The 12261-nt window shown below is 61.3% G+C and carries 11 protein-coding genes and 3 tRNA genes; 6 read left to right on the top strand and 8 right to left on the bottom strand.

The features are described 5' to 3' along the window. Positions 1-228 precede the first annotated feature (228 nt). From QFZ33_RS03335 to QFZ33_RS03310, 6 genes are all read left to right on the top strand, one after another. On the top strand, positions 229-870 hold the full coding sequence (locus QFZ33_RS03335) for a GntR family transcriptional regulator (protein WP_307024827.1): 642 nt from the start codon (positions 229-231) through the stop codon (positions 868-870). 8 nt (positions 871-878) lie between these two features. Beyond that, positions 879-2399 (top strand): MmgE/PrpD family protein, encoded by a 1521-nt coding sequence (locus QFZ33_RS03330; protein WP_307024825.1) that lies wholly within the window; start codon positions 879-881, stop codon positions 2397-2399. Continuing rightward, positions 2399-3304 (top strand): methylisocitrate lyase, encoded by a 906-nt coding sequence (gene prpB, locus QFZ33_RS03325; protein WP_307024824.1) that lies wholly within the window; start codon positions 2399-2401, stop codon positions 3302-3304. The genes QFZ33_RS03330 and prpB overlap by 1 nt, the downstream gene beginning before the upstream one ends. A gap of 28 nt (positions 3305-3332) precedes the next feature. After that, positions 3333-4469: a bifunctional 2-methylcitrate synthase/citrate synthase gene (locus tag QFZ33_RS03320; protein WP_307024822.1), complete on the top strand. Its 1137-nt coding sequence runs from the start codon at positions 3333-3335 to the stop codon at positions 4467-4469. A 484-nt stretch (positions 4470-4953) separates the two neighbouring features. Further along, complete coding sequence (panD, locus tag QFZ33_RS03315) at positions 4954-5379, top strand: aspartate 1-decarboxylase (RefSeq protein WP_307024820.1); 426 nt, start codon at positions 4954-4956, stop codon at positions 5377-5379. A 674-nt stretch (positions 5380-6053) separates the two neighbouring features. Further along, positions 6054-6476: a hypothetical protein gene (locus tag QFZ33_RS03310; RefSeq protein WP_307024817.1), complete on the top strand. Its 423-nt coding sequence runs from the start codon at positions 6054-6056 to the stop codon at positions 6474-6476. Between the two features lie 931 nt (positions 6477-7407). Here QFZ33_RS03310 and QFZ33_RS03305 read toward each other — a convergent pair. From QFZ33_RS03305 to QFZ33_RS03270, 8 genes are all read right to left on the bottom strand, one after another. Then, positions 7408-8022, bottom strand: a complete 615-nt coding sequence (locus QFZ33_RS03305) for a hypothetical protein (protein WP_307024815.1) — start codon at positions 8020-8022, stop codon at positions 7408-7410. A gap of 97 nt (positions 8023-8119) precedes the next feature. Continuing rightward, a complete protein-coding gene (locus tag QFZ33_RS03300) occupies positions 8120-8500 on the bottom strand; it encodes a hypothetical protein (RefSeq protein ID WP_307024811.1) in 381 nt (126 codons plus the stop codon). Between the two features lie 38 nt (positions 8501-8538). Next, positions 8539-9417 carry a hypothetical protein gene (locus QFZ33_RS03295; RefSeq protein ID WP_307024809.1) on the bottom strand — a complete coding sequence of 293 codons (879 nt, stop codon included), beginning with the start codon at positions 9415-9417 and terminating at the stop codon, positions 8539-8541. 91 nt (positions 9418-9508) lie between these two features. Beyond that, positions 9509-10165, bottom strand: coding sequence for a response regulator (locus tag QFZ33_RS03290; protein ID WP_307024807.1), 657 nt, complete (start codon positions 10163-10165; stop codon positions 9509-9511). Further along, positions 10162-11424 (bottom strand): sensor histidine kinase, encoded by a 1263-nt coding sequence (locus tag QFZ33_RS03285; protein WP_307024804.1) that lies wholly within the window; start codon positions 11422-11424, stop codon positions 10162-10164. Before QFZ33_RS03285 ends, QFZ33_RS03290 begins: the two co-directional genes overlap by 4 nt. A 464-nt stretch (positions 11425-11888) precedes the next feature. Further along, a tRNA-Phe gene (locus QFZ33_RS03280) sits at positions 11889-11961 on the bottom strand. A gap of 48 nt (positions 11962-12009) precedes the next feature. Then, positions 12010-12083, bottom strand: a tRNA-Asp gene (locus QFZ33_RS03275). 94 nt (positions 12084-12177) lie between these two features. Beyond that, positions 12178-12250 (bottom strand) — tRNA-Glu (locus QFZ33_RS03270). Positions 12251-12261: the final 11 nt, after the last annotated feature.

Genomic DNA, 12261 nt, shown 5'->3' with positions numbered 1-12261 from the left:
CCATGGCCAAAGAAACTGAGCCGAGGGTCGGTCGCATTGGTCCTCCGCGAACTCGAGAGTCTACGCCCCTTGACTGCACCCTGCCAAGAAGCTGATCGGCGCCGCGCCCCCGTGACCTGAACCAGCATATGTATACAAAGAGCCGCGTTTTAGGGGGTATTGCCAGATTCTGAGGCATATGTCATGCTCTGTGTATACAAACCAACGTTTCCAAAGGCAGGAGGGTCTGTGCGCGCCAGTGATCGTGCTTACACGGCCCTCCGCGAGGACATCCTGGAGTGGCGGCTGCGGCCGGGAACAGTCCTTGCCGAGGTCGAACAATCCGAACGCCTCGGGGTCTCCCGTACGCCTCTTCGGGAGGCGCTGAATCGGCTCACCGTGGAAGGACTAACCACGGCGGCAGGCGGGCGAGGCGTCGTCGTCACGGATATTTCACTGGGCGATGTTGCTGAACTGTTCGAGCTCCGTGAAACGCTGGAGGTTAGGGCTGTCGCGCTGGCCGCCCGGCGAGGTGAATCGCGTATCTTCACCCAGCTCCACGCCGAACTGCTCGCGGCTCCCGCGCTGCTCTCCGCCCAGGACCCGGCTCGCTATTCGTATTACGCGTTGGTGAGCCGGTTGGATGAGGCTATCGACGCAGCCATCTCCAACTCCTACCTTGCCCAGAGCATGCGGAGCATGCGCGTCCACCTTGTCCGAGTCCGCAGAATGGCCGCCGAAGACGCTGACCGTCTCACTGCCGCCGCCGGGGAGCACGCAGCTATTGCCGAAGCCATCGCCGATGGGAATTCTCGGCTTGCTGAGGCAGCTACCACGCTTCATCTGCACCGCAGTCTTACCCATCTCAAGGCCACCCACAGGCCACATTAAGGAGCACCATGGTCAAGAACAATCACGTCCGTGTTTACAAAAGCGAAGAAAACCTGCCGCGCGAGGACCAGTTGGCCCACAAGATTGCCGTGGTCGCCGCCGACTCGGTAGCGGTCACCGCCGAAGTCGTGGATATGGTCATCAACCGGATCATCGACAACGCCTCGGTGGCCGTCGCTTCGCTGAACCGGGCCCCGATCGTCGCTGCCCGGGCACAGGCCCTCACCCACGGTCCGTCCAGCGGCGGCAAGGGGGCCAAGGTCTTCGGCATCGGCGAACGCGTCTCCCCCGAGTGGGCAGCGTGGGCCAACGGCGTTGCCGTCCGGGAGCTGGATTACCACGACACCTTCCTCGCCGCGGACTACTCGCACCCCGGCGACAACATCCCCCCGATCCTGGCCGTCGCCCAGCACGTCGGCTCCAGCGGCGCCGACGTGATCCGCGGCATCGCAACCGGCTACGAGATCCAGGTGAACCTGGTGAAGGCGATCTGCCTGCACAAGCACAAGATCGACCACGTGGCGCACCTCGGCCCGTCCGCCGCCGCCGGCATCGGAACGCTGCTCGGCTTGGATGTCGAGTCGATTTTCCAGTCCGTGGGCCAAGCGCTGCACACCACCACAGCAACCCGCCAGTCCCGCAAGGGCGAGATCTCCACCTGGAAGGCCCACGCGCCGGCGTTCGCAGGGAAGATGGCCGTGGAAGCCGTGGACCGTGCCATGCGCGGACAGACCTCCCCCGTCCCGATCTACGAAGGCGAAGACGGGTTCATCGCCTGGCTGCTGGACGGCCCGGACGCCTCCTACGAGGTTCCGCTGCCCGAAGCCGGCGAGGCCAAGCGGGCCGTCCTGGACACCTACACCAAGGAACACTCCGCCGAGTACCAGGCCCAGGCCTGGATCGACCTCGCCCGCAAACTGAACGGTGAATACCCCGAGCTGAAGGACCCGGACAATGTGAAGTCCGTACTGATCCGGACGAGCCATCACACGCACTACGTGATCGGTTCCGGTGCCAACGATCCGCAGAAATATGACCCCACTGCCTCCCGGGAAACGCTGGATCACTCCATCCCGTACATCTTCACTGTGGCGCTGCAGGACGGGGCGTGGCACCACGTGGATTCCTACTCCCCCGAACGCGCCGCCCGCCCGGACACGGTGGAGCTGTGGCAGAAGGTCTCCACAGTGGAGGACCCGGAGTGGACCCGCCGCTACCACTCCCTCGACATCTCCGAGAAGGCCTTCGGCGGTTCCGTGGAGATCACGCTCACCGACGGCACCGTCATCCGGGACCAGATCGCCGTCGCCGACGCCCACCCCCTCGGCGCCCGCCCATTCACGCGTGAGCAGTACGTGAACAAGTTCCGCACGCTGGCCGCCGGGCTGGTGGAGGAGGATGAAATCGAACGGTTCCTCGCCGCCGTCGAACGCCTCCCCGAGCTCGCCGCCGGGGAGTTGGACCAGCTGAACATCACAGCGGCGCCCGGCGTCATCGACCTCTCGGCAGCACCGAATGGGCTCTTCTAATGTTGTACTCCAAAACACCCCCCGAGCAGAAGCGCGTCAAGCTGCGGGAACTGCTCGCCTCCGGGACCATCCAGCAGTTTCCCGGGGCGTTCAACCCGCTCTCCGCCCGGCTGATCGAGGAGAAGGGCTTCACCGGGGTCTACATCTCCGGCGCCGTCCTGGCCAATGACCTTGGCCTGCCGGACATCGGTCTCACCACGCTCACCGAGGTGGCCACCCGGGCAGGACAGATCGCCCGGATGACCGATCTTCCCTGCATCGTCGATGCCGACACCGGCTTCGGTGAGCCCATGAACGTGGCCCGCAGCGTGCAGGAACTGGAAAACGCCGGGCTCGCGGGCTGCCACATCGAGGACCAGTTCAATCCCAAGCGCTGCGGCCACCTGGACGGCAAGAACGTCGTGGACCTGGACACCGCCACCAAGCGGATCCGCGCCGCCGCGGACGCACGCCGTGACCCGAACTTCCTCATCATGGCTCGCACCGATATCCGCGCAGTCGACGGCCTCCAGGCGGCCAAGGACCGCGCCAAGGCACTGGTTGACGCCGGGGCTGACGCCATCTTCCCCGAGGCCATGCGAGACCTGCACGAGTTCCGTGCCATCCGGGACGCCGTTGACGTGCCCATCCTGGCCAACATGACCGAGTTCGGCAAAAGCGACCTCTTCACCACGGAGCAACTGCAGAACGTTGGAGTGAACATGGTGATTTACCCTGTCACGCTGCTCCGCAGTGCCATGGGCGCCGCTGAACGGGTTTTGGACACGCTTAGGAGTCTGGGAACCCAGCAGGTGCGCGTGCCGGAAATGCTGACCCGTGCACGGCTGTATGACCTCGTGGACTACGAGGCCTACAACAAATTCGATTCCGGCGTCTTCAACTTCCAGATCCCTAACAACCGCTAGTACAAGGACTGCAACGAAGGAGTTCAGCATGGCTGACACAGAGATCAAGAAAGGCCTGGCCGGCGTCGTGGTGGACTACACCGCCGTCTCCAAGGTCAACGCGGAAACCAACTCGCTGCTGTACCGCGGTTACCCGGTCCAGGAGCTCGCCGCCAGGTGCAGCTTCGAAGAGGTTGCCTACCTGCTCTGGAACGGGGAGCTGCCCACCGAGGAGCAGCTTTCCGCGTTCACCGCGCGCGAGAGGGCGGGCCGGGCGCTGGACCCGGCACTCATGGCGATTATCGACGCCTTGCCTACCGACGCCCACCCGATGGACGTTTGCCGCACGGCGGTATCGGTGCTGGGGGCACGGCACCCGCTGGCGGAGCACTCTTCGCCCGGAGTCAATATGAAAAAAGCCATCGACCTGTGGGCGGCGATGCCGGCAGTCGTGGCCTATGACCAGCGCCGCCGGCGCGGCCAGGACGTTGTGGAGCCCCGCGACGATCTGGGCTATTCGGCCAACTTCCTGTGGATGACCTTCGGCGAAGACCCGGTGGATGAGGTCGTCGAGGCTTTCAACGTCTCGATGATCCTGTACGCGGAGCATTCCTTCAACGCCTCGACCTTCACCGCCCGCGTGGTCACCTCCACCCTTTCGGACCTGCACTCGGCCGTGACAGCTGCCATCGGAGCCCTGAAAGGACCCCTGCACGGCGGCGCTAATGAAGCCGTGATGCACACGTTCGAGGAGATCGGTATCCGCAACGACGAGTCCATGGAGGACGCCGCAGCACGGGCTAAGGCCTGGATGGAAGACGCCCTGGCGCAGAAGAAGAAGATTATGGGCTTCGGCCACCGCGTGTACAAGCACGGCGACTCGCGGGTTCCCACGATGAAGGCGGCCCTGGACAAGATGATCGCCCATTACGGCCGGCCTGAGCTGCTGGGCCTGTACAACGGGCTCGAAGCCGCCATGGACGAGGCCAAGGCCATCAAACCCAACCTGGACTATCCGGCCGGACCCACGTACCACCTCATGGGCTTCTACACTCAAACCTTCACCCCGATCTTCGTGGCCAGCCGCATCACCGGCTGGACCGCCCATATCATGGAACAGCTGGCATCCAACTCCCTGATCCGGCCCCTCAGCGCATACAACGGCCCAGACCAGCGCTCCCTATAACCGGCAGGCGACTGCCCCAATTTCTGCGGTGAGGTGTCGGATGATCACCCGGATCATCAACTATCGCAACGCATGTGACACCTCACCGCCGGCTGGCCCAACAACCCCTTGCTGCTCTTCCAAATCTCATCAGCGTGCACATAGGAGCAAACGATGGACCTTCATCTGCAACCAGATTGGCAACGTGCTCTCGGGCAACGGGTAGAAGTTTGGAGAAGCGGGAGATTGGTCCGGAAAGGAACGGTGGAGGCCGTCATGCCGGACGATTCCCTTCTCTGGATTTCAGCGGAAGGAAACTTACTAAGACAAATGATTTCCCGTCAGGACGGATATCAGGTTTTCACGCATTTCCTGCCGGCGTCGTCCGAGATCGGCCACTAGAACTTGGGAGCGAGTTCTTGCAAGAGGCTGCCTTCGTGCGGGATCCGTGCGGGAGCTGGTGGGACCGGCTGCTCGGCACAAAGCCCTAACACTGGAGCTTCCTATGAATCGAACAATGTTTAAGTCCAAAGTTCACCGGGCCACCGTCACGCACGCTGACCTGCATTACGTAGGTTCAGTCACTGTTGACTTGGACCTGCTTGATGCTGCTGACATTCTTCCCGGTGAGCTCGTGGCCATCGTGGACGTGACCAACGGCGCCAGGCTGGAGACGTACACCATCGCCGGTGAGCGCGGCTCGGGCGTGGTTGGCATCAATGGCCCGGCAGCCCACTTGGTGCACGAAAATGACATTGTCATTCTGATTGCCTACACGGCGATGACCACCGAGGAAGCCAAGGCTTACGAGCCCCGGGTAGTCCACGTGAACCAATACAACAAAGTGATCCAGTTGGGCAACGACCCGGCCGAGGGCCTCACCCCTGGGCTCCTCCGCCCGCCGTACGCCCTGAACAACGCCGCACTCTAACCGGACCGGCAGAGCCGGTACGTCGTGGGGGACCGTGGGCCCACACCATCTCGTTTCTTTCTCACGCAACCCGGCTTACGTGACGCCACCTGCACCGTTGTCAGGTCGGGTTACACCCCAACCTGACGTCAGTTAAGCCCATGAAAGTTGTCAGAGTAGGGTATAAATCGCCTTTTCCTGACGCTCATTCCCGTGGTTCTAAGAACCTAACCTGACATCCGGATGAATATGCTCTTGTCACTAACAACATCCATGGTGTGCAGAGCCGAAGGCGGGTAGGATGCCGGGTTGCCGGTTGGTCGTGCGACTGTCTCCGCAGGCCCTCAAGGTCCGGCGGGTGAATGATTTGACCCTGCAACGAGGGGGTTAAACCGGCTGTGTCTCGGACAGCACCTGTAATTCCCAAGGGTGGCAGCGGGAAGATGATCCGGCCCCTGGAGCTAAGGACGGCATGGGCCGGCTTTAGAGCCACTGCTCCGGGAAGGTAGGCCGCCCAGATGTTGCGGGACCGCCGTTTCTTGATCCCGTCCTGCGCGTTTGCTGTGCCGTTCTTGATGCCGGGCATGCACTCTGGCCATGGCCTGCAAGGAAGCGGGCCATGGGATTTACAAGTTGAAATGACACGGCCCGCGCCGGGCCAGGGTGCACACCCAATGTGGGGAAGGAGTTGTGCTGTGCGCAGGGGCAATCAAGTGGGTGAGGGAGCCAAACCGACACTGGATGTGCAGCACCTCCAAAAACTCGTGGGCCAAGCCTCACCGGAAGCGGCCGAAACTATCGCCGCTGACTACACGTCCCGCCTCCCCCGGTTCGTTGAACCGATCGTGCGCGCAGTTGGCGCCCGGGACGGGGACCTGGCGCTGGATGCCTCCCGGAACCTGAAGACGAAATCCTGGTTGGTCGGGGCGCTAAGAATGAACCTGCTGTGCACTGAGCTTGAGCTGGCCTTGGCTCTGGCTGATTGGGCGGCTGCCACAGCGGTCGCCCGGGACATCGAACTCCATCTTCCGCGCCTGCGGAAAGCCCTCACCGGCGCCCCTGACCTCCCGTTCCGCACCCTGCGGCCGAAAACATTTCAGACCGCCATGGCGGTCTGATCCTCTGCGCCGTTTTGCCCGGGTATGACTTTCTAACCGGCCCCTGATCGCGCACGGTTCCCCGGAGAATCAGCCCTCTTGCAGGTAACGGGGTGACGAAACGCCGGGAGGGCGTCGCTGCTGCTCTCGTCAGACCGCCGACAACGGGGCTTTCCGCACAACGTTCCACTGGGTGCTTTCGCCGACCCACACGGTGACGGTAAATGGATGCGGAGCGTTTATCTGATCCTGCTGCTTCCAGCTCCCGCGGAGCGGTAGTGTCGCCCCTCTTGCATGACGGCCAGCGGGCCCTCTGCCCTTCCTGCTTCATGCGCGGGCTTGCTGGCGCTGAAGACCCAGGTGACCAGTTGGCTTGTTCCCGCCAGAGCGAGCAACACGCAAAGAGCAATGACATAAAGCAAGAACATCAACGCCGCTACCGTGAACGTGCCTAAGAACGCCACGAGAAGACCTATCGTCCGGGGATCATCCATCTCACTATGAACCCGCCGCCCTACCCGACGGGCGGTGCTGCTGCCGGGTCGCTAGGATAGCGAGGTCGTGAATGAGTCGTTGCACTTCACGTTCACGACCCTGGGAAGAAAAGAGAAGAGTCGCCGCTGGTCCGGGAGGAACAGCGACCGGTGCTGGTTTCGGGACAGGCGCCACCGAAGCCGGTTCCGCAACCGTGAACGGATCAATAAATACAACCGGTTCCATCACAATCCCCCAAAGCTCATGGTCTGCTCTGTCTACCATGAACTGATCCCGTCTATCGCCGGACCACTCCGTAAATTATCAACCTCGTTTTATCCGGGCACGCCTAAAAGGACATCATCAGCTAAGTTTCGACCACCCTAAGCGAAGTGGACTGAGACGTCCCATATCCCTAGGGTTTCGAGACGCGTTGGAGCGGAAACCTCCTGCGACACGATCCGCGTAGCTTCCGAATCTATTCACTAAGGGGCGGAACCGGAATGGTGTCTGCTCCGCAGGTGAGTAGGAGACCCGCGCTGTGACCGGTGAGAGTACAGTCATCGGTTTCGAAGATGTCCGAGACTGACGTCCCGTCCGTGCTCCTCTGGTAGACGAAGAAGGATTCCTGTCGGTACACGGCGTAATCTGCCGGGTCGTAGCCCGGCTTTTGAACGAGTACTTTTTCACCGTTTTCAGCCGTGACCAGTGTGTAGTCCGTAAGGGCGTTTATACCGATGCCGACGAAGTATATGGGCCATGGCAAGGCCGCTGCGGTGGCTGCCAGGCCCACCAGAACCGCTGTCAGCCGGCGAAGCCAAGGCCGGGATATTCGCCTGATGCCCGGTGGTACTAAAAAAAGCATTGCTGTTACCGCTGTCGCACCGCTGATGAGATGCGCACAAAGAATGAGGCCCCAATCCGGCAGCCCAAAATAAACCAGACGCTTCACACCTGCGTCGAGAGCCCAGGTAGCGGACGTATGGACTGTCACCCCTAAGAGCAGGGAGGTAATCGCCGAGATGCAACCTAACTTCACTTGCCGGCGGCTCGTGAGGACCGATGGCGAGTGAAATGTTGTCGCCGTGTTCATAGACGGTGCCCGCTTATAGCTGCTGGGTGAGGTTTGCAGTGCCGCAAACGGTCCTCTCGGCATAGTTGTAAATGACTACACTCCGGGTGGGTGACCGTCAACGTGACTCAGGACCACGGAGACGGCGTGATTCAAGGCCGTCCTGGTTGCGAGCCGAGCGGTTTCTCAGTGGTGGCACTATGAAGGCGCCCACAGTGAGGAGTGCGAATCCGACGATCGCTGGGTTCATCCAGAAGGGGACCATGTCGTAGTCGGCGTTGCATTTGTTGCTCAACGGGAAGATGTTCCTGCCCGCATGTTCGGGGTGCGCCATCCTGTACTCCCGGTCATAGGTCTGATGATGAGTTAGATGGCAGGATTCCTCGTCGTCGAGACCTCCGACCCAGATCCCAAAGAACAGAAGGATCGGAACCATGAACACGGAAAAGATCCCGAGCAGCACCCATCCGGGCCTGATCCCATGCCGCGAAGCCCTCATGTTTTGTTCCCCCTAAAACGCGCATTCTTGACGCAGCGTTAATTAGTCGTTGTGGCAAGGATTGGTCCTGCGTTTGATGCCGCAATGCGTCGGATTTCTTTGACTCTCTCGATCTCAGGCGCGAGTTGCTGCATGCGGGTGGTCAGGTATTTGTCCAGGATGCTGTCGAGTGTGGCGTGGAATCCGGTCTTGTCCCGGCAGACGGCGTCGGCTACGGCGATCCTGAACTCTTCCTGGCCCCCTGCGGCCTTTCCAGCGTCGGATGCCTGCTGCGGGTTCGCGTAGGAGGAGTGGGGTGTTTCGTTCATGCATGCTTTCCAGTCCTTGATCGTTCTGTCCACGCCGGGATCGCTGGAAGCGGAATTGGTGGCAATCAAGAGTGAGTTGGATGCGCCGAGGGTGGCGAGCATGTAATTCTCTGCACTGCCGTAGATTCGCGTCATGGCTTGGCCGCGGCATCCTCCCGCGGATGTTCCCAACCCGTCCGCTGTCGTTTTCAGTTGGGTGCCGGCGGGGCCGGTGAGAGCGTCGTTGAATGCTGGGTCGGCGAATAATTGCCCGTCGGCAGACCCTGGTGTGGGCTCGTGCGGGCCTTGCGGTTCCGTGCTCGCGTAGCCGCTTGTTTTTGCTGTTTCAACTGAGAGTCGTTTGAATCCGATGAATCCGTTCAGGTCCAGGGGCGAGGCCCACTTGGGTGGCGTGTAGTCGAAGCCGGCCTTAGCCATGCACTGCCGAACGGCCTCCTGCATGCCCTGTTCGGCCACCGGATCAGCATGGGCGTAAGCCTCAGCCTGGCGGATAATTCCTGCGACCGGCTCCGCTGATGGGGTGACCGGTGTTGCCGGGATCGCCGCGGCTGCCAGTGCAACTCCGATGCCCAGGATCAGTCCGCCGGCGGCGATGGTCTTCTTTTTCATGGCGAACTCCTCAAGCTGTTCAGGGGCAGAGCGGTGGGAAGGCCTGCCCGTCGGGGAAGGCCTGTAAAGGGGCATAGGGCCAGGCTGGCTCCTAGCTCAACAGAGCATTTTCGTAAGCGAAGGCAACCAGCTGGATCCGGTTCTTAAGCCTGAGTTTTGCCAGGATGCTGCCCACGTGTGACTTCACGGTGGCCTCGCTCAGCACCAGGGACGCGGCTATGTCACTGTTTGCCAACCCTTTAGCGGCCAGGAGGAAAACGTCACGTTCCCGGCTGGACAGGTCCACGAGGACCTCATCATTACCGGCGGCCGGTGTGGTGTAGTCACGCAAGAGCTCATTCGTTAGGGCCGGCGCTATAACGGAGTGGCCCGCATGCACGGTCCGGATGGCGGCCAGCAGGAATTCAGGGGTGGTGTCCTTAGTGAGAAATCCAGCAGCGCCGGCTTGGATGGCGCGGACGACGGCCTCATCGTGCTGGATCGTGGTCAGCACGATGATTTTGATGGACGCCAGGGCCGGAGATCCCAGGATTGCCTTGGTGGCGGTAATGCCATCCATGACGGGCATCCGGATGTCCATGAGGAGAACGTCCGGGAGTGTCTCTTCGGCCAGCTTCACCGCCGCGTCCCCATTGATGGCCTCTCCGACGAGGTCCATGTCCGGTTGACTGCGGAGAATCATTTTGAGCCCGGCACTGAAGAGCGGTTGGTCATCCACGAGGGCTATTCGGATCGGTCCTTCGGTCATGGTCGTGATCCCGTCAGGAGCGGGAGTGGGGCCGTCGTGGCCGCTGGTCCCCTTTGCCCATCAGCGCGGGTCAACGGGAGGAATGCCATGACTTCGAAGATTTCCTCACTGCGGAGCGTTTCGACCCAACCTCCCGCGGCTGCTGCCCTGGACTTCATTCCTGCGATTCCACGTCCGGTCGACTGCACCTCTTCCTGGAAAGGGACGGGGCCTCGGAGAAGTGACGAGCGGACAGAGACTTCGAGTGAAGTCGCGGTCCAAGCCAGGCCCACCCTTGCGCCCTTTGCCCGGTCTGCGTGTTTGAACGCGTTCGTCAGGCTTTCCTGCACCAGCCGGTAGACCGTCAGGTGCTGGGCAACCGTCAAGTCTCGAGGGGAGCCCGTCGTTGTAATCTGCACCGGCATTCCGCTGGAGCTCAAACGATCAGCGAGAGTGGCCAGGTCCTCGACCCGATTGGCGGGTTTGTTTGTCCTGTCGAAAGCAAAGCCTTCAATCAGTTGGCGCGTTTCGATCAGCGCCGTCCTGGCAGACTCAGCGATGACTGCGGAGGCTTCCTCAACGGATTCAGGTTCCGCACGGTGGATGAAGCGTATTCCTTCGGCCTGCGCCACGATGACCGTCAACGAATGCGCGAGAACATCATGCAGCTCCCCGGAGATCCTGTTGCGCTCTTGTTCCACGGCGAGCTCTGTCGCCGTTTCGCGCAGCCTGAGCTCGGCAGCAAGCTGAGCCCTCCGGCTTCTCGACACGTTATTCACCGCTAGGCCAGCGGCCCACGCAGCAAGGTTCAACGCCACGAACGCGCCGAAGATGAGAAAAGCGTACATGAGGGTGCGTAGAACTTCCCGGCCGTAAATCTGGTTGCCGAAGATGAAATTGATCCAAGCCTGATCCGTAAACCAGCTGACGGTCGTGACACCGGCGAACAAAACGGCAGCAGCCGGCGGGATCCATCGCGCCCCGGACTTCCAGCCAAGAACGGCGAAGAAGATAACAACAGGAACTGCTGCATAGCTCAGCACGCCCGACAGGGCGACGGACGGCAGGACGGCGAAGCTCTGAAGGACCAAAGTGACAGCAGCCAGCCCCAGGGCAGCCACCGGCAGTACCTCGGCCACAGCAATGCCGGTTATCAGGGCCAACAGCAATACGCTGTTCCGGTCGAAATGGCGCTGTTCGAGGATGAGAAGCGTCCCCAGAAGCAGCATGGCCGTCGCCGGTGCTGCAAGGGACTTCAGATACTCGATCGTCTTGAACATGCATTCACCCTAATCGGGTCCCAGCACTGCCTGTGCCCGATTCAGAGCTGGTCCCAACCCTAGGATGAAAAAGTTCCCCCTCAAGGATGAATGGTTCGACAGACGGCACTCGCGCGGGACGCTGTGAGGTTCCGAAGCGTCTATGACGGATACGATGAGCCCCACGGGAGGGCGAGGACGCACCATTCCGTTAGCGTTCCTCTAACGCGACGTAGAAGCGATGCGTGGGCTACCGCTCACAGGTACGACGAGTTAGTGCCGTAAGATCCTCCGAATGGGGGAATGGAGATGTCGGGGCGAACGCAGGAAATTCGCGATGACAGCGTTGTGGTTAGGGTTAATTGCTCTGGCGGTCGGTGTTCCCTCCTACTTGGCCGGTGCAGGGAAACCGGGGAACGAAAAAACCCCGCTGTTCCTAAGGGAACAGCGGGGTTTTAGCTGCTTGCGTTGAGCTTGCCGAAACGTGGCTCCGACCGGCGTCGATCCGGTGACCTTTCGATTTTCAGTCGAACGCTCTACCAACTGAGCTACAGAGCCTAGGTGACATGTCACCATGAATGCCGGAATCTCTTCCGGCAATCAAAGCGACCCTGACGGGACTTGAACCCGCGACCTCCGCCGTGACAGGGCGGCGCGCTAACCAACTGCGCTACAGGGCCTTGCTATTTCTTGCTGTCCGCAGTATTGCTACTGCGTTTTTTCAAGGACTCCAGCCTACCAGACTTTCTTGCCTGCTTTGACCACTTCCCTGCGTACCCCCAACGGGATTCGAACCCGTGCCGCCGCCGTGAAAGGGCGGTGTCCTAGGCCGCTAGACGATGGGGGCCTGGACTCAAT

The sequence above is a fragment of the Arthrobacter globiformis genome (genome assembly GCF_030815865.1).
Classification (GTDB): domain Bacteria; phylum Actinomycetota; class Actinomycetes; order Actinomycetales; family Micrococcaceae; genus Arthrobacter; species Arthrobacter globiformis_B.
This window is presented reverse-complemented; position numbering and strand designations above follow the sequence as displayed.